The following is a 17,347-nucleotide window of genomic DNA, read 5'->3' as shown; positions in this document are numbered from 1 at the left end:
TTAACAGTGATAAAAAACGTATTGATTAAAAAAAAATATATTGACGTTTTTTTTGTTTTAATTATATCAGTACTTGCTAGTTACATTGGTAGTACGAGAAATGTGTTCCAAACAGATTCAGATGATTTAATCCGATACTATGCATCATATTTAGAACTATCGCGTGGCTTAGTCTTGGATAGAGAAGTTGTTTTTCAACTATTCAACTATTTTATCTATAAAAATTTTGGTGATATTACACCACAAACTTATCTATTCCTTGTGACTTTGCCAAAGAACATTTTATTTTGCATTTTATTAACAAAGTTAAGGCGTGATAATTCGGATTTTGGATATTTAATTGCTGCTTTGTGCGTTCTATTTCCATTAAATATACTGGTTGGAACTCAACTTATAAGGCAGCAATTTGCGATAATATTATTTATTTATGGTTATTTGTTTTGTGGTTTACGACGTTCATTACTTATAACCGTATTTGCATCTTCAATTCATACACTTGTAATTCCTTTTTTCATAGTAACGTTTTCTGTGGAGAAATATTTAGGGTTTTATGATAAATCAATAGTAAAAAAACAATTACTACTATTTGTTTTGGTCGCTCTATCTCCTCTTTATTTTACTGTTCTTATAAAAATATTATCATTTACGCCTGAATTTCAGTCCAGACTTGGATTTTTATCTGGTATGTCTGCTAACTATACATTTGGCTCTATATTTTTATTCGTAATATTTGTGAATATAGCATACGTTCTCTCTTGTTATAGATGGGTTAATGTTATTGGTTATCGACTCTATGTTACGATTACTGTTTTCTTCCTGGTTTTTATTTTCTCAATGCCTTACGAAGCGCTGATTGGTAGGTTTTCAAATTTTGCATTTATTTTTTTGCCATATATTTTTATGTGCGTTTGTAAGTATCTTAGGTTTTTACAGATAGGCTATATATTGGTTGTTGCTATAGTAGCAATTTTGTATGTAATCCAGTTAATGTTTTCAGATCCAGACTTTAGTTTCTTTATTAACAACTACCTTTAGAGTATATTATTTTGTCAGAAAAAATAAATAGAAAAGAATCAGAATATCCATTAGTCAGTATAATAATAGCTGTTTACAATGGCGAGAGATTTTTGGAAAATACGATACTATCTATCATAAATCAATCATACTCGAACTTGGAGTTGATCGTAATTGATGGTGGAAGCACCGATGGAACACTAGAGATTATAAGAAAGTATCAAAGTAATATCTCTCATATTGTTAGTGAAAAAGATTCAGGCATAAGTGATGCATTTAATAAAGGTGTTAAGTTAGCTAGAGGTGATTATATAAACTTTCAAGGAGATGGGGATGGGTTTTGCGATAGATTATCTCTCGAAAGTGCAATGCGAGATGTAGATCGTGATTTTGATACACTTGTCAGTTGTCGCATCAATAGAATATCTGAATCTGGTCGTTCTATTTATGTTTCAAAGTCACGAGTTAGCTTTAATAAGCGGAGTCTGCTATTAAAGATGTCTGTTCCACATCAAGGTTTACTGTCTCACAAGCGTTATTTTGAAAAGTATGGACTATTTGATATAAATAATAAATACTGTATGGATTATGAACATTTATTGAGAGCGTATTCAGATTTTCCTAATTTAAAAATTAGTAACGTTGTTTTAGCAAACTGGCGAGCAGATGGTTTGGGAAATGGTAGAGAATATGAAATATATCAAGAATATGACAAAATCAAACGCATGCACAAAGTCGCTCCACCTTTAGTACTAAGTATAATTAATTTCTGGATATTGGTTAAGCACAGAATAAAGAATCTAAAATGCAGAATAAAATAGATGCGATAAATAGTATTAAAACTATCTCGATATTGGCTGTCGTGCTTGGACATATAAATAATCCATATAATAATTTTATTTATAGTTGGCACATGCCATTTTTTTTCTTGGTCGCTGGGTTTTTATTTAAATACAACTTGTCATTAATCGAATTTGTAAAAAAAAAGTTCCAGCGATTGATCATGCCTTACTATATTTTTTCATTCATCGCTGTGGCAGTTGAGGGCTTGAAACGCTTTATACTTAATAGACCACCATTACAGTTTTTTGAGGTAAGTAAAGCAATTTTCTTTGATATGAATCAGGAATCCCTTTCAGGCACATATGCGTTTGCATTGTGGTTTCTACCATCGTTATTTTTTTCTTCAATACTGTTATGGATATTACTTAGATATATAGAAAACTTTCTTATAGTAATATCTATCGCAATTGGATTATTTTTTGTAGGCATAAGTGATAATAATATTCCTTTTGGTATAGGAGTTTCATTAACGACATTGATATGGCTAGTGATAGGATTTTATATTAGAAGAATATACGCTTCAATAGATGGGAAATTTAACTTAAATTTGGCATTGATGTTGATTTTTCTTATGATTTCTATTTTATGTTATGATGATAATTTTAGCGTTGATGTTGCAAATATAAAATATGAAATAGACTTATTTTGGCTGCTTTATGTCATATCTTTCTTTTCGTTCATGTTAATTTTCTTTTCAAAAATATATTGTCAAGAAAATAAAATCACAAGCCTTATCTCAGATAATACAATGTTATTGTTTGTTTTTCATGTGTATACAAATAATATCGCTTATTTTGTGAATGTCTCATTAGGAATAAATAATTTTTTATTTTCTTTTTCTTTGTCATTTGCCTTGCTTTTTACTTTAATTATTTTAAAGCGAACTTGGCCAAAAGTTAGGATTTTTAAATATGTTTGACCTACTGATCATAACTCATTTACCAGTATTTTATAAGGTTAACCTTTACAATAAACTAAACGAGAAAATGAAAGTATGTGTCATTTTTTTATCCTCTGACACATCAGAAAAAAGATCTTCCGATTTTAGTAAGTTGAATGGTATTACATTTGAATATTTCACCTTGTCAAATGGTAGTTTTCAAGAAAGAAACAAGATTAAATCCTGTTTAAATCTAGTTGATTTAATTAGAAAGGTTACTTTTAAAAAAATAATTGTAAGTGGTTGGGATCAACCTGAGTTTTGGTTAGCAATTGCTTTAAATAAAAAAGAAAATTCATCTTTAGCACTTGAATCAACAATTTTTGAATCAAAAGTGTCCGGGATTAGTGGTGCTATAAAAAGATATTTAGTCTCTAGAGTATCAACCATATTCGCATCCGGAGAACCGCACAAAAAATTAGCGATTGCATTGCGTTTCCAAGGTCGCATTATTATTACTGGAGGTGTTGGGGTTATTAATAAACCAATTGGCTCTATGTTAAAAAAGAACGAATATGAGAGAAGGTTTTTATTTGTCGGTAGATTATGTGAGGAAAAGAATCTAAATACTCTTATAAATGTATTTAATTCGCTGTCTGAACACTCTCTGACCATTGTTGGAGCTGGTGAAGAATATGTTAACTTAAAAAATAGGTCAAATAGTAATATTAGTTTCGTAGGTTCAATTAGTAATGAATTATTGAAAGAGTACTTTGCTAATAATAACTTTTTGATTTTACCTAGCGTGTCAGAAACATGGGGATTGGTTGTAGAAGAATCTCTCTATTACTCAACACCAGTTTTGTTATCGGATCGTTGTGGTTGTTTAGATATAATAGAAAATTCTGAAAATGGTTTTGTTTTTGACCCTTATGATGAAGATAAATTAATGGAGCTTGTAAGCTCCATTGATAATAATATGTACAAAAAGCTAATAGAAAATGTAGCTAAGTATGATTTGCAATTGAAGGATGAAAATCAAGTCAATTGTTATTTTGAGGCCTTATATGAAAATCGCAGTAGTTAACTTTTCTGATTCCAGAGGTGGTGCTGCAGCAGCTGTTTCTAATCTGGTGGATCTGCTGAGCGAAGAGCACGACGTTGATTTTATCGTAGCTGAGAAACTTGGTTCAGGTAAAGCAGTTGGACCAAATCTGTCACAAAAGACAATTCACTTTATTTTGAGATTAATAGCTTATATTTTTTCTTTCAGTAAAAATCGGAAAATAAAGTATTCTATTAATATATTCAGTTCATCACATGTCTTTAAAGAATTAATTGGTAAAAAATATGATGTGGTTCATTTTAATTGGTTAAATAATGAAACCATTTCTATATCAAAGATAGAACAACTAATATTATCTAAACCTAAGTCAAATTTTATTTTCACTCTTCATGACGATTGGTTACTTGCTGGTGGTGAACACTGTATTATAAATGATACTAGATATATTTCTGGCTACTCATCTGATCAATGGAAGGATTTATTGGATTTGGATTGTTATGTTTACAGAAATAAACTTGGAATTAAATATTTGTTTGATAGGCCAAATGTATATGTGACAACTCCTTCAAAGTATTTATTATCGAAAGTAAAGGATAGCTTACTTTTGAAAAGTTCAAAATGTTATTGCTTACCTAATGCAATTGATACTGATATATTCGATGCATATAATAAAAGTTTTACTAGGAAACAGTTGGGCTTGCCAAGTGATAGGTTTATTATTTTATTCGGGGCTTTTGGTAAAGCTTCATATCTAAAAGGAAATGATTTGTTAGAATCTGCTTTAGAGTTGATTAATCTCAAGCAGATTAATAGGAAAGTGATATTGGTTTCTTTTGGTACTCCCTCCGAATTGAAAACAAAAATAGGTTCTTTTGAGTTAATTAACATGGGTAAAATCGTCGAGAAATCTACACTCGCAAAGCTTTATTCTGCCGCTGATATAACTATTGTTCCCTCAAGATCAGAGTCATTTAGCCAAGTTGCAGCAGAAAGCTTAGCATGTAGCACCCCAGTTATTGGCTTTGAGAAAACGGGACTCGTTGACTTTGTTGTTGATGGTTTCTCTGGGTATACGGTACCACAGTTTGATATTGAGCAACTTTCTCAAACAATCGTTCGGACTATTAACTTAGAGTCTCGGTTTTTAAATGAGCTCGGATCTAATGGTAAAGAAATCGTTCGCAAGAATTTTGCAAATGTTGTCGTTAAAGATAATTGGTCAACTTTTTATAAAGACAGGATTAAGTAGATATGTTAAGAAAAGCACTTATAACTGGTATTACGGGTCAAGATGGCTCTTATCTTGCTGAATTTCTTGTAGAGAAAGGTTATGAAGTTCACGGCATTATTCGTAGGGCTTCTTCCTTTAATACTGAGCGCATCGATAGTGCGATTGAAAGTAGCGACAAAATTCACCTTCATTACGGTGATTTGACTGATTCTTCGAACTTGATTCGTTTAGTTAAAGAGATCCAACCGGATGAGATTTATAACTTAGGCGCAATGTCTCATGTTGCCGTTTCGTTTGAGTCTCCAGAATACGCTGCTGATGTCGATGCTATGGGCACCATTCGTCTTCTAGAGGCGATTCGTATTAACGGGCTTGAAAAGAAGACACGTTTTTACCAAGCGTCTACCTCTGAGCTTTACGGTGAAGTACAGGAAATTCCTCAGCGAGAAACTACACCATTCCACCCGCGTTCCCCTTACGCTGTAGCTAAGATGTATGCGTATTGGATTACGGTTAACTATCGTGAGTCTTACGGCATGTATGCATGTAACGGTATTTTGTTTAACCATGAATCACCACGTCGCGGCGAAACATTCGTAACACGAAAAATTACCCGCTCTATTGCCAATATCTCTCAGGGTCTGGAGTCTTGCCTTCAACTGGGTAATATGGATGCTCTTCGTGATTGGGGCCATGCGAAAGATTACGTGCGAATGCAGTGGATGATGCTTCAGCAAGATGTCGCGGATGATTTTGTTATTGCAACGGGCAAGCAAATCTCAGTTCGCGAGTTTGTTCGTATGTCTGCAAAGGAAGCGGGTATTACCCTTGAGTTTTCAGGAGAAGGCATTGAAGAAATCGCAACCGTTGTTGCTGTCGATAATGATAAAGCGCCCGCTGTTCAGGTCGGCGATGTAATTGTGCGCGTTAATCCTAAGTTCTTCCGCCCAGCAGAAGTAGAGACGCTACTAGGCGATCCGACTAAAGCTAAAGAGAAATTAGGCTGGGTACCAGAAATCACGGTTGAAGATATGTGCGCTGAAATGGTCCAAGCGGATATAAGTAAAGCCAAGCAACATGCACTTTTGAAAGAGCACGGTTTCGATGTGGCTATTTCTCTAGAGAATTAAGGTTGATACTGTGACAAAAAAACGTGTATTTATCGCCGGCCATAAAGGAATGGTCGGTTCAGCAATTGTTCGGCAGTTGTCTGTTCGAGAAGATATTGAGCTAGTTGCTCAGGACCGTAGTGAGTTAGATTTACTTGATCAAAAAGCAGTATCGGACTTTTTTGCTAACAATGATATCGATGAAGTGTATTTGGCGGCGGCAAAAGTTGGCGGCATTCATGCGAACAACACTTATCCTGCTGAGTTCATTTATGAGAACTTAGTCATGGAATGTAACATCATTCATGCTGCACATCAGTCTGGGGTTCAGCACTTGCTATTTTTGGGCTCTTCCTGCATTTATCCCAAATTAGCTGAGCAGCCAATGATGGAATCGGCACTGCTTACTGGGACGTTGGAAGCGACTAATGAACCTTATGCTATCGCGAAGATCGCCGGGATCAAACTTTGTGAATCTTATAATCGTCAATACGGTCGAGATTATCGCAGTGTGATGCCAACCAACCTTTATGGTGAAAACGATAATTTCCATCCCGATAATTCTCACGTCATTCCCGCACTTATGCGTCGCTTCCATGAAGCTAAACTGCGCGGTGATAAGGACGTGGTGGTGTGGGGAACAGGTACTCCGATGCGTGAATTTCTGTTTGTTGATGACATGGCAGCTGCGTCTGTTCACGTCATGGAACTGGACAAGGAAACGTATCAAGCGAACACGGAACCTATGCTGTCACACATCAATGTTGGCACCGGTGTTGATTGTACGATTCGCGAGATGGCCGAAACCATGGCACGCGTAGTGGGTTTTGACGGTGAGATTGTCTTTGATAGCACTAAGCCTGACGGTACGCCGCGTAAGCTGATGGATGTCAGTCGATTAGCTGATTTGGGCTGGCGCTATCAAGCGAGCTTGGAAGAGGGTTTAACTCATACCTATCAATGGTTTTTAGCCAATCAAGATAGCTTTAGGAAATAAGAACAATGCAACGGTTAGATAAGCAGATGTTTAAAACCGTTGTTGCTCACACTCCTCTCATTTCAATCGATCTTATCGTGGAAAATACTCAAGGCCAAGTGCTGCTCGGGCAGCGCTTGAATCGGCCTGCGCAAGGGTATTGGTTTGTGCCTGGTGGTCGGATTCGCAAAGATGAAACGATGGCGCAGGCATTTACCCGTTTGACTAAGGAAGAGTTAGGGGTTGAGTTACAACTGACCGAGGCAAAACTTATCGGTCCTTTCGAACATTTTTATATCGACAATTTTTCAGGCGATGATTTTAGCACTCATTATGTGGTGCTGGGATATCGCATTTCCTTGGACGTGCAGCTAAGTCAGTTGCCCAACGAGCAACATGGTCACTATCAATGGTTCGACGTGGCCCATTTGCTCGATTCTGATGACGTTCATCATCACACCAAGTTGTACTTCCTTCAAAAATAATAAATAGGAAAACGAATTATGCTTCTACCTGTGATCATGGCAGGCGGTTCAGGCAGTCGGTTATGGCCATTATCCCGCACGCTGTATCCAAAGCAATTTTTGGCTCTTACTTCCAACGCCACCATGTTGCAAGAAACGGTCAACAGACTGGATGGCATTGAGCATCAATCACCATTATTTATCTGTAACGAAGATCATCGCTTCATTGTTGCAGAGCAGCTGCGCAAAGCAGACATCAGCAGCAGTGGTATTGTGCTTGAGCCTGTCGGGCGCAATACCGCCCCAGCCATTGCTTTAGCGGCTTTGAAAGCCATTGAACACGGTGACGATCCACTGCTCCTGGTTTTAGCGGCCGATCATGTGATTCAAGATACCGATGCTTTTCTTCAATCTATTCAACGTGCCTATTCTGAAGCAGAAAAAGGAAGACTCGTAACCTTTGGCATAGTGCCTACGCATCCTGAAACGGGTTATGGTTACATCCGCCGAGGTAACGCGATTGCTGAAGAGGTGTATGCAGTTAATGCCTTCGTTGAAAAACCAGAGCTTCTCACCGCTGAGGAATATGTCTCTAGTGGAGAGTTTTACTGGAACAGCGGAATGTTTTTGTTCAAAGCATCGCAGTATCTGGCTGAGCTAGAGCGCTTTAATCCCAAAATGCTGGCGGCTTGCCGAAATGCATTTAATCTGGCGACTAATGACCTCGATTTTGTGCGCTTAGACACAGAGGCCTTTATGGCTTGTCCTGATGATTCTGTTGATTATGCCGTTATGGAGAAAACGGACAAAGCGGTCGTAGTACCAATGGATGCGAACTGGAGCGATGTCGGTTCCTGGTCTGCGCTTTGGGAAGTCAGCAATAAAGATGCATCGGGGAATGCGCTGAGAGGTGATGTGCTGATTGAAAATACATCCAACAGTTATGTTTACTCCCAGAATAAATTGGTCGCGACTGTAGGTGTGGAAGATTTAGTAGTCGTCGAGACAAAAGATGCGGTCTTAGTTGCACATAAAGATAAAGTTCAGGATGTGAAAGGAATTGTCGGGCAGCTAAAAGAGGCTGATCGTTACGAGTTCTTGCAACATCGTGAAGTATATCGGCCTTGGGGGACCCATGATGAAATAGCTGAGGGCGATCGTTTTCATGTCAAACATGTCATGGTCAAACCGGGTGAGTGCACCGCGACACAAATGCATTATCACCGTGCTGAGCATTGGGTCGTCGTAAAAGGGACCGCGAAAGTGATTAATGGAGAGAAGAGTTATCTGCTTTCTGAAAATGAGTCTACTTATATCCCTATCGGGGCACCTCACTCTATTGAAAACCCCGGACAGATCCCGTTAGAACTCATTGAAGTTCGATCAGGTTCTTACCTGTCAGAGGACGACGTGGTTCGCCTAGAAGATTATGGGGCAGGATATTAGTGAAAGTTTCCATTATTACTGAAACTTACAATAGTAGTAAAACGGTCATAGATACGCTCCAATCACTTAATCAATAAACGTACGATGACATTGAATGCATCATTGTTGATGGTGGATCTACAGATAATACAGTCACTGTCATTAAAGATCATTGTTCGAGAGTTTCCACAATAATCTCTGAACCGGATCAGGGCATTTATGATGCATTGAATAAAGGTACTCGACCCTCTACTGGTGACATCATCGGTTTTCTGCACTTTGATGATTTATTCGTTTATCCCGATGCGGTCTACTCTGACCTAGAGTATGTATCAAAAGAAGACACGGCCAAAGTGATTCGTAAGTGGACGTCGGGCGCATTTAATAAAAAGAAAATACTTGCGGGTTGGATGCCTCCACATCCGACTTTCTTCATGAAAAGATCGTTGTATCAACCGCTTGGTATGTTCGACCTCAACCTGAAAATCGCAGCGGATTATGACTCCATTTTACGATATTTGTTGAGCAATGATGTGTCGGCGAGTTATTTACCAAAAGTGGTTACTAAGATGCGTGTTGGCGGGGCGAGTTACCGTAGCCTAAAGAACGTTATTGAAAAAACAAAGGAAGACATTCAAGCCTTGAAAAACAACCGTCTGTTTTGGCCGACGGCCGTCTTAATGAAGAATGTTTCTAAAATGCCACAATTTTTATGAGGGAATTCATGTTACTTACCAATACGGTGATAGTCCAGTCTGGCATCCAGTTCGGTACCAGTGGCGCACGCGGACTTGTTGAGCAGTTTACGCCAGAAGTCTGCGCAGCTTTTGCTCATGCGTTTATTTCAGGTCTTAAAGGACGTTTTGATTTTCATGCGGTTGCGGTTGCGATTGACAATCGTCCTAGCAGTCCGGCGATGGCGCAGGCAACGATAGCTGCTATTGAAACCATGGGATTAAAGGCTGTTTATTATGGCGTTATACCTACGCCAGCTTTAGCCTATACAGCCATGCAAGATGCCATGCCCTGCATTATGATTACGGGGAGTCACATTCCGTTTGACCGAAACGGCATTAAGTTTTACCGACCTGATGGTGAAATCACCAAAGCTGACGAGCAAGCCATCTTGACTGCTGACATTGAGTTTGAAATGCCAAAGACTTTACCAGAACTGGAGTCCTCTCCACGAGGCAGTCAGCAGTATGTCGAGCGCTACACTAAGCTTTTTGATGCCGATTTATTAGCAGGCAAACGCATTGGTATTTATGAGCACTCTAGTGCAGGTCGAGATTTATATGTTGGCCTTTTTGCTGCGCTGGGCGCCGACGTGCTGTCTCTGGAGCGGACTGATGAGTTTGTTCCTATCGATACCGAAGCGGTATCTGAAGAAGATAAAGCGAAGGCGAGAGCGTGGTCTGATGCTTACAATTTGGATTTTATTTTCTCAACCGATGGGGATGGCGATCGCCCACTTGTCGCCGATGAAAATGGCGAGTGGTTACGAGGTGATATTCTAGGCCTGCTATGCTCGAAGGCGCTTGGCGTTGATGCCCTAGCGATTCCGGTTAGCTGTAATACGATTATTGCCGAATCACCTGAGTTCAGTAAAGTGTCGAAAACCCGTATTGGTTCACCTTATGTGATAGCAGAGTTTGCCGAGTTGGCTATGCATCATCAAGGGGTTGCTGGCTTTGAAGCGAACGGGGGATATCTGCTGGGCAGTGACATCGAGGTTAATGGTAAAATCTTGGAAGCGCTACCCACCCGTGATGCTGTGTTACCAGCACTTATGCTGCTTTCTCTAGCCAAGGATTCAAGTATTGAAAGCTTGGTTGCGAGTTTGCCACAGCGTTTTACAAGTAGTGACCGCATCCAGAACTTTGCCACTGAAAAGAGTTTAGCTCTGTTGGCATTTGGTCGAGACAACCAAGAGGAACTCTTGGGAATGCTCGGTTTTGAGGGCATTCAAGTGAGCAATACGGATAATACCGATGGCTTGAGATTGCAATTATCTAATCATTCAATCGTTCACCTGCGCCCTTCGGGAAATGCGCCAGAGCTTCGTTGCTATGCAGAATCCAGCAGTGAAGAGGAGGCAATCCGTTTAGTTAACCAAGTATTAACTCTGGTTCAAACATTGGACCCTCGCGAGCTGCTAGTCGCTTCGTAATTTCAAATTCATTCTCTATCTAGTCACACTCATATCAGGGCAGTGCTACTGCCCCGATATAGTATTGTCTAAGAAAATATTTCTGAGGAAGTATTTTTATGATTTACCTGTTAAATAATCCGATAAAGAACTTTGCTTGGGGAAGTCGTGATGCGATCAGCCGCTACTTCAATATCGCTAACCCATCTAATGATCATCAAGCCGAAGTTTGGATGGGGGCGCATCCCAGTGCAAGCTCAACTATTACTGTAAACGGGACGGATTACAGCCTATGTGAGGCTATTTCAGCTAGCCCTGAATACTGGTTGGGCAAGAAAGCAGAGCAAAAGGATGTTTCTTTGCCCTTTCTTATGAAGATCCTTGCGGCGGAAGAGCCTTTGTCTATTCAGGTTCACCCATCGAAAGGGGCCGCCGAGCAAGGTTATGCAGAAGAAAACAAACAAGGCATCCCTTTAGATGCAGCGCACCGTAACTATAAAGATGCCAATCATAAACCTGAGTTGGTTTATGCGATCACGCCTTACCTTGCGATGAATGGTTTTAGGACGTTTGATCAGATAATTGCGAACTTTGATACCGTGAATGTTGCGTCAATCAAACAATTGTTCGCTCCTTTTAAGCAAGTGCCAAACTCAGCAACGCTGGCTGGCTTTTTCTCTTCATTGCTGGCTTTAGAGGGCGATGCGAAAAAGCAAGCGATCCAAGAGTTGCTTACTTCGGTAGAATCGGTCGATGACAATACTAGCGTTACTGAAGCTCTGAGTCTTATTCGTCGTATCCAAAAACTTTACCCTGAAGATATTGGTCTATTCTCTCCACTGTTTTTAAACATTATTGAGCTTCAACCGGGAGAGGCAATGTTTTTGTATGCGGAGACACCTCATGCTTACATCAACGGTCTGGGTATCGAGGTTATGGCAAACTCAGACAATGTTCTCAGAGCAGGTTTGACCCCCAAGCATATCGATGTCGAGGAACTTGTCAGTAATACCAGCTTTCAACCAATTGAATTTGAACAGTTGGTCTTGGAGCCGTTGAGTAAAGACTCTCACCATGTTTATCTCACACCTGTGGATGATTTTAATTTTGATGTGCTCAACCCTCAAGGCGAGTTGAGCATATCAATGTCTTCTGCTGAGGTTCTGCTTTGTTTATCTGACAGTGTAACCATATCGACTCGCACTGACAGTAAAGTACTGCAAAAAGGCGAGTCAGCGATCCTTCCTGCAATCACAGAGCAATATACTGTTTCGGGCCAAGGCTCATTAGCAAGAGCTTATTAGTAAGGTAAGTATGAAAGTTTCAATAATTACAGTTTGTTATAATTCGGAACAAACTATAAGAGACACGATAGAATCCGTGTTGAATCAAACACATGAAGAAATAGAATATATTGTCATAGATGGCCTGTCATCTGATGGCACGATGGACATCGTCCAGGAATACGCAGGCTCTATTGATGTCATTGTCTCAGAGAAAGATAAGGGGCTTTATGATGCGATGAATAAAGGCATCGAATTAGCCACTGGTGATCTTGTTGGTATTTTGAACTCGGATGATGTGTTTTCAGGCTCAGCTACAATTAGTGAGATAGTTTCATCGGCTCATAACTGTGATGGCGTATTTGCTGATATTGGCTTTTATGATGAGACATTAACCAAGAAAACTCGCCATTACTCATCAAAAGGGTTTCATAAAGCCAAGTTCTCAAGGGGCTTTATGCCGGCTCACCCGTCTTGTTACTTGAGAAAAGAAGTCATTTCTCAGGTGGGTAAATACTCTCTAGATTATAAAATTGCTGCTGATTTTGATTATTTGGTTAGAGCATTTTCATTACCGAATATATCGTTTCACTATCTAAACAAAGAAGTGGTAAAAATGCGCGAGGGGGGAGTCAGTACCTCGGGTATTTCAGCAAATATTACTCTAAACAAAGAGATTATCAGCTCTTGTAAACAAAATGGTCTATCTTGCACATGGCTGTCTGTGATGAGTAAATACCCCGAGAAACTGTTAGGGTTAGTATTCACATGATACTTATTACTGGTTCAAATGGCTTTTTAGGTAGTCATCTTATCAAGCGCTTGGGTGATCACCCCTTATCTCTTCTAGATAGAGGTGCACCTAAGTTTTCTTCAAATTACCGTTTTCAACAGATTGATATCAACGGTTCGGCTGACTTTTCAAGTGCCCTTGTTGAGTGTGAAACCGTTATTCATTGTGCCGCTCGTGTTCACATAATGGATGACTCGGTTGAGAACCCTTTAGAAGCTTATCGCGAAGTCAACACAGCCGGAACAATAACGCTTGCCAGGCAAGCTGTTGAGGCTGGAGTTAAGCGCTTTATCTTTATCAGCTCAATCAAAGTAAATGGTGAAAGTACTCAGGTTGGTAAGCCCTTTACTGGATATGATCCTCACGCATTTGAGGATGATTATGGCCAATCGAAATCTGAAGCGGAAGTAGAGCTGCAAAAGTTGGCAGAAGAGACGGGTTTAGAGCTTGTGATCATACGTCCGACGTTGGTTTATGGGGCTGGAGTGAAAGCGAACTTTGCTTCATTGATGAGCCTTGTCAATAAAGGTATTCCACTGCCGTTCAAGCGAATAGCGGACAACAAACGTAGTTTGGTTTCAGTGGCTAATCTTGTTGATCTGATTGTGACCTGTGTCGACCACCCAAAAGCAGCCAACCAAGTGTTTTTAGTTTCAGATGACAAGGATATTTCAACATCAGAAATGGTCGAGTATATGGCAGCTTCACTTAATAAGGGTAGGTTTCAAATCCCGGTTCCTCAGAGTGTATTCCGACTAGCTGGCAAGGTATTGGGTAAGACTGATGTAATCGACAGGCTACTAGGCTCTCTTCAAGTGGATATTACCCATACAAAACAAACGTTAGATTGGACGCCGCCTCAAAAGCTTGAAGATGGCTTTAGAGAAGCCGCATTAGCATTAGTCAATTCACATAAGAAGTAATAAACAATGATTCGATTACTTGATTTTTTTGTAGCACTGTTTGGCCTGTTGTTTTTGTGGCCAGTTTTATTAATAGTTTCAGTGATTGGTCTATTTGATACGGGATCGCCAATCTTTGTTCAAGAGCGAGTGGGACGCAATAAAAAACCGTTTAAGCTGATTAAGTTTCGCACTATGTCCGTTGAAACTAAGTCCGTTGCTAGCCATCTAGCCAATAATGCCTCTATTACTAAGTTAGGTGGCTTTCTGCGCAAGACAAAGATTGATGAACTGCCTCAGCTTATTAATGTGTTAAAAGGTGAAATGAGCTTGGTGGGACCAAGGCCAAATTTATTTAATCAAGAAGAGTTGATCAAAGAGCGCGATGCACAAGGTGTTTATGATGTATTGCCCGGGATTACGGGCTTGGCTCAGGTGCAAAATATCGACATGTCGACACCAGAGCTGCTTGCAAAAACGGATAAGCAGATGATTGATACGCTGACAGTCAAAGACTACTTCAAGTATATCATCATGACTGCAACCGGTAGTGGTTCGGGTGATGCAGTAAAGGGACGAAGCTAATAGCCTTTATTGAATTGACGGGGATGTTCATGAATTTTCCGTGCCCTCCTTCATCTTGAGGTTAAGTGGACTAACCATCTCTTGGTTAAACCATGGTTTCGTATTTTTGTGTCTAGGATGTTTTAATTAAGCTGTATCACGGCTAGTCAAACGTATTCATAATACTTTCTCTGTTACTCATCTAGTTGTACAATCTTTGTTCTGACTATTACATAAACAACCCTAACGTACCAATAAAACTTTTATCAATACTGTTGGGGTTATAAGGCTTATTACCGTCATGATTGATAACAATTCCAAACTTAACGTCATTTGGTCTTTACCCCGCTATCAAAAGCGTTTTATTAGTATCGGGATCGATTTTTTAATTATCAACGCCGCTTTTATGTTGGCGTATTGGTCTCGAGTTGGTGAATTCCGTCCACTTCCAGATGTGAGCAGCTATTACGTATTGCATGCAACGATTGCATGCACACTGGCTGTATTTATCGCATGTGGCTTATACCGAGCAGTATTGCGCTATCTCGGTTTTCACGTACTCGCTGTAGTTGGTATCGGCACATGTCTTTCTGCTTTTTGTGTCGCCGGTTTTGCGTTTGCCTTTGATGCCCAACTGCCGCGCTCGATTCCTTTTATTTACGCTGCGTTTCTGGCGATTGGTGTGGGTAGCAGCCGTTTATTGGTGAGAAGCTTAGTTGCTCAGTCAGTACATAAAGCTGGGGAGCCGGTGCTTATTTTTGGTGCAGGCAGTGCGGGCCGAGAGCTGTTATTTGCTTTGCGTCAATCACAGACTTACCGAGTCGTGGGTTTTGTGGATGAAGATAAAACACTACAGAATACAACGTTGATGGGGCTTCGTGTCTATACCGCCGATAATGCGATGAAGACAATTAAGAAGTACGAGGTGAAAAAGATCTTGCTTGCCATCCCTAGTGCGTCAAATAAGCGCCGTAAGGAGGTCCTAGATAAGATCTCCATACTTCCGGTAGAGGTGCAAACCGTCCCTGATATGCAAGATATCTTAACCGGTAAGGCAAAAATTGATGAGCTGAAGGAAGTTTCTATTGGTGACTTGCTTGGTCGAGATCCCGTACAGCCTCAACAAGTCTTGATGGAAGCTAACATCAAGAATCAAGTCGTGATGGTGACAGGCGCAGGGGGCTCTATTGGTTCTGAGTTGTGTCGTCAAATATTGGATTACTCGCCAAAATTGTTAGTGTTGTTTGAGTTGTCAGAGTTTGCGTTGTACCAGATACACAGAGAACTGAAGACCATCATTAAAGAGAAGGGCTTAAATGTGGAAGTCGTACCCTTAATGGGGTCGGTTCAGCGTCAAAACCGCCTTGAAACCACGATGAAAGCATTTGAAGTGGATACGGTTTATCATGCCGCCGCCTACAAACACGTTCCATTAGTCGAATACAATGTCGTTGAAGGCGTACGTAATAATGTGTTTGGTACTTATTACACCGCGCAAGCTGCAATTGATGCGGGTGTAAAAAACTTTGTCCTCATCTCAACCGATAAGGCCGTTCGTCCGACCAATGTGATGGGGACGACCAAGCGCATGGCCGAACTTGGCTTGCAGGCGTTAGCAGAACAACAAAATCGGATCCGTGCAAGCAACCCTAATTTAGGCACGCGTTTTTGCATGGTGCGTTTTGGTAATGTACTGGGCTCATCAGGCTCGGTAATTCCGGTATTCAAAAAACAAATTGCTAACCGAGAGCCAATCACGGTAACGCACAAAGACATCACACGCTACTTTATGACCATCCCAGAGGCCGCGCAGCTTGTGATCCAAGCCGGGGCAATGGGTAAAGGTGGCGATGTGTTTGTTTTAGACATGGGAAAGCCAGTTAAAATCGTCGATTTGGCGAGAAATTTGGTTTACCTATCTGGTCTTGAAGTGAAAGACGAACAGAATCCACATGGTGACATCGAAATTATTTTCACTGGTTTAAGACCGGGAGAAAAGCTGTATGAAGAGCTATTGATCGGTGATGAAAACGTCTCTGAAACTGCGCATTCGCGTATCATGACCGCGCAAGAAAGCCACTTACCGCTGAGTGAGTATGAGACGCTTATTGCCAAACTTGATGTTGCCTGTCATAACTTCCAACATGAAACCATTCGCCGTTTATTGTTAGACGCGCCAACAGGGTTTAATCCCGTTGATGGTATTGAAGATTTAGTATGGAAGCAAAGCTCTCGAATGGCGCAGCTTTATGCTTTTGACCCTAAGCAAAGCAGTGTTAATGAAGCTTGATGCATCTGACTATTTTAAGACATCTTTATCGACGAAATCGTGTATGGTTTTCCGCCGTGAAGATCGCCTAGGTGAAACGGACTACCAAAAGCTTCAGCAGCAAGTTGAAGCGGAGGAAGAAGAAAAGAAGCAATCTAAGCTTGATGCTTAAAAGCCTAGTGTCCTGCCTATTGATAATGGATTCTTGTGATCTTTATTACTAAAAAATAATCACTTACCATGAAGGCTATCTCTGACAGGGCAAGATCATGAAAAACTCTTGTGGAATAAGGCCTAAGTGAGAGCCTACTTTTACTCATTTCTACAGTGATGTCATAAAAAATGCAATGACTTATGGATCGATTTGACGATCAGTATT

At 40.2% G+C, this 17,347-nt stretch carries 17 protein-coding genes; all 17 read left to right on the top strand.

What is annotated here, in order from left to right:
• Nucleotides 1-6 precede the first annotated feature (6 nt).
• The 17 genes from P2G85_RS18795 to P2G85_RS18715 all read left to right on the top strand — a co-directional run bounded on the left by P2G85_RS18795 (nucleotide 7) and on the right by P2G85_RS18715 (nucleotide 17,140).
• Complete coding sequence (locus tag P2G85_RS18795; RefSeq protein ID WP_275865601.1) at nucleotides 7-1,035, top strand: EpsG family protein; 1,029 nt, start codon at nucleotides 7-9, stop codon at nucleotides 1,033-1,035.
• 11 nt (nucleotides 1,036-1,046) lie between these two features.
• Nucleotides 1,047-1,835, top strand: a complete 789-nt coding sequence (locus P2G85_RS18790) for a glycosyltransferase family 2 protein (RefSeq protein WP_275865600.1) — start codon at nucleotides 1,047-1,049, stop codon at nucleotides 1,833-1,835.
• On the top strand, nucleotides 1,820-2,776 hold the full coding sequence (locus tag P2G85_RS18785; protein WP_275865599.1) for an acyltransferase family protein: 957 nt from the start codon (nucleotides 1,820-1,822) through the stop codon (nucleotides 2,774-2,776). Before P2G85_RS18790 ends, P2G85_RS18785 begins: the two co-directional genes overlap by 16 nt.
• Nucleotides 2,769-3,824, top strand: coding sequence for a glycosyltransferase (locus P2G85_RS18780; RefSeq protein WP_275865598.1), 1,056 nt, complete (start codon nucleotides 2,769-2,771; stop codon nucleotides 3,822-3,824). Before P2G85_RS18785 ends, P2G85_RS18780 begins: the two co-directional genes overlap by 8 nt.
• Nucleotides 3,805-5,052, top strand: coding sequence for a glycosyltransferase (locus tag P2G85_RS18775; protein ID WP_275865597.1), 1,248 nt, complete (start codon nucleotides 3,805-3,807; stop codon nucleotides 5,050-5,052). Before P2G85_RS18780 ends, P2G85_RS18775 begins: the two co-directional genes overlap by 20 nt.
• Before the next feature lie 2 nt (nucleotides 5,053-5,054).
• Nucleotides 5,055-6,164, top strand: coding sequence for a GDP-mannose 4,6-dehydratase (gene gmd / locus P2G85_RS18770; RefSeq protein WP_275865596.1), 1,110 nt, complete (start codon nucleotides 5,055-5,057; stop codon nucleotides 6,162-6,164).
• Nucleotides 6,165-6,213: 49 nt separating this feature from the next.
• On the top strand, nucleotides 6,214-7,140 hold the full coding sequence (locus P2G85_RS18765; protein ID WP_275865620.1) for a GDP-L-fucose synthase: 927 nt from the start codon (nucleotides 6,214-6,216) through the stop codon (nucleotides 7,138-7,140).
• Nucleotides 7,141-7,145: 5 nt separating this feature from the next.
• On the top strand, nucleotides 7,146-7,604 hold the full coding sequence (locus P2G85_RS18760; RefSeq protein ID WP_275865595.1) for a GDP-mannose mannosyl hydrolase: 459 nt from the start codon (nucleotides 7,146-7,148) through the stop codon (nucleotides 7,602-7,604).
• Between the two features lie 18 nt (nucleotides 7,605-7,622).
• A complete protein-coding gene (locus P2G85_RS18755) occupies nucleotides 7,623-9,029 on the top strand; it encodes a mannose-1-phosphate guanylyltransferase/mannose-6-phosphate isomerase (RefSeq protein ID WP_275865594.1) in 1,407 nt (468 codons plus the stop codon).
• 89 nt (nucleotides 9,030-9,118) lie between these two features.
• Nucleotides 9,119-9,724, top strand: coding sequence for a glycosyltransferase family 2 protein (locus tag P2G85_RS18750; protein ID WP_275865619.1), 606 nt, complete (start codon nucleotides 9,119-9,121; stop codon nucleotides 9,722-9,724).
• An 8-nt stretch (nucleotides 9,725-9,732) separates the two neighbouring features.
• The gene (locus tag P2G85_RS18745) at nucleotides 9,733-11,178 is read left to right on the top strand and encodes a phosphomannomutase (RefSeq protein ID WP_275865593.1); all 1,446 of its coding nucleotides are present in this window, start codon (nucleotides 9,733-9,735) and stop codon (nucleotides 11,176-11,178) included.
• Between the two features lie 98 nt (nucleotides 11,179-11,276).
• Nucleotides 11,277-12,461 (top strand): mannose-6-phosphate isomerase, class I, encoded by a 1,185-nt coding sequence (gene manA / locus P2G85_RS18740; protein ID WP_275865592.1) that lies wholly within the window; start codon nucleotides 11,277-11,279, stop codon nucleotides 12,459-12,461.
• Between the two features lie 10 nt (nucleotides 12,462-12,471).
• Nucleotides 12,472-13,212 carry a glycosyltransferase family 2 protein gene (locus P2G85_RS18735; RefSeq protein WP_275865591.1) on the top strand — a complete coding sequence of 247 codons (741 nt, stop codon included), beginning with the start codon at nucleotides 12,472-12,474 and terminating at the stop codon, nucleotides 13,210-13,212.
• On the top strand, nucleotides 13,209-14,156 hold the full coding sequence (locus tag P2G85_RS18730) for an SDR family oxidoreductase (RefSeq protein WP_275865590.1): 948 nt from the start codon (nucleotides 13,209-13,211) through the stop codon (nucleotides 14,154-14,156). The genes P2G85_RS18735 and P2G85_RS18730 overlap by 4 nt, the downstream gene beginning before the upstream one ends.
• 6 nt (nucleotides 14,157-14,162) lie before the next feature.
• Nucleotides 14,163-14,720: a sugar transferase gene (locus P2G85_RS18725; RefSeq protein WP_275865589.1), complete on the top strand. Its 558-nt coding sequence runs from the start codon at nucleotides 14,163-14,165 to the stop codon at nucleotides 14,718-14,720.
• A 280-nt stretch (nucleotides 14,721-15,000) separates the two neighbouring features.
• Entirely contained in the window at nucleotides 15,001-16,989 is a 1,989-nt protein-coding gene (locus P2G85_RS18720) for a nucleoside-diphosphate sugar epimerase/dehydratase (RefSeq protein ID WP_275865588.1), read from the top strand.
• Nucleotides 16,979-17,140: a hypothetical protein gene (locus P2G85_RS18715; protein ID WP_275865587.1), complete on the top strand. Its 162-nt coding sequence runs from the start codon at nucleotides 16,979-16,981 to the stop codon at nucleotides 17,138-17,140. The genes P2G85_RS18720 and P2G85_RS18715 overlap by 11 nt, the downstream gene beginning before the upstream one ends.
• The last annotated feature ends 207 nt before the right edge of the window (nucleotides 17,141-17,347 follow it).

This window comes from Vibrio sp. CAU 1672 (genome assembly GCF_029223195.1).
Taxonomy (GTDB): Bacteria; Pseudomonadota; Gammaproteobacteria; order Enterobacterales; family Vibrionaceae; genus Vibrio.
This window is presented reverse-complemented; position numbering and strand designations above follow the sequence as displayed.

Excerpts from the sequence above, each read along its gene's own strand:
- P2G85_RS18785 (WP_275865599.1), top strand. The coding sequence starts at position 1,820 with ATGCAGAATAAAATAGATGCGATAAATAGTATTAAAACTATCTCGATA.
- P2G85_RS18780 (WP_275865598.1), top strand. The coding sequence starts at position 2,769 with ATGTTTGACCTACTGATCATAACTCATTTACCAGTATTTTATAAGGTT.
- P2G85_RS18775 (WP_275865597.1), top strand. The coding sequence starts at position 3,805 with ATGAAAATCGCAGTAGTTAACTTTTCTGATTCCAGAGGTGGTGCTGCA.
- gmd (WP_275865596.1), top strand. The coding sequence starts at position 5,055 with ATGTTAAGAAAAGCACTTATAACTGGTATTACGGGTCAAGATGGCTCT.
- P2G85_RS18765 (WP_275865620.1), top strand. The coding sequence starts at position 6,214 with ATGGTCGGTTCAGCAATTGTTCGGCAGTTGTCTGTTCGAGAAGATATT.
- P2G85_RS18760 (WP_275865595.1), top strand. The coding sequence starts at position 7,146 with ATGCAACGGTTAGATAAGCAGATGTTTAAAACCGTTGTTGCTCACACT.
- P2G85_RS18755 (WP_275865594.1), top strand. The coding sequence starts at position 7,623 with ATGCTTCTACCTGTGATCATGGCAGGCGGTTCAGGCAGTCGGTTATGG.
- P2G85_RS18745 (WP_275865593.1), top strand. The coding sequence starts at position 9,733 with ATGTTACTTACCAATACGGTGATAGTCCAGTCTGGCATCCAGTTCGGT.
- manA (WP_275865592.1), top strand. The coding sequence starts at position 11,277 with ATGATTTACCTGTTAAATAATCCGATAAAGAACTTTGCTTGGGGAAGT.
- P2G85_RS18735 (WP_275865591.1), top strand. The coding sequence starts at position 12,472 with ATGAAAGTTTCAATAATTACAGTTTGTTATAATTCGGAACAAACTATA.
- P2G85_RS18730 (WP_275865590.1), top strand. The coding sequence starts at position 13,209 with ATGATACTTATTACTGGTTCAAATGGCTTTTTAGGTAGTCATCTTATC.
- P2G85_RS18725 (WP_275865589.1), top strand. The coding sequence starts at position 14,163 with ATGATTCGATTACTTGATTTTTTTGTAGCACTGTTTGGCCTGTTGTTT.
- P2G85_RS18720 (WP_275865588.1), top strand. The coding sequence starts at position 15,001 with ATGATTGATAACAATTCCAAACTTAACGTCATTTGGTCTTTACCCCGC.
- P2G85_RS18715 (WP_275865587.1), top strand. The coding sequence starts at position 16,979 with ATGAAGCTTGATGCATCTGACTATTTTAAGACATCTTTATCGACGAAA.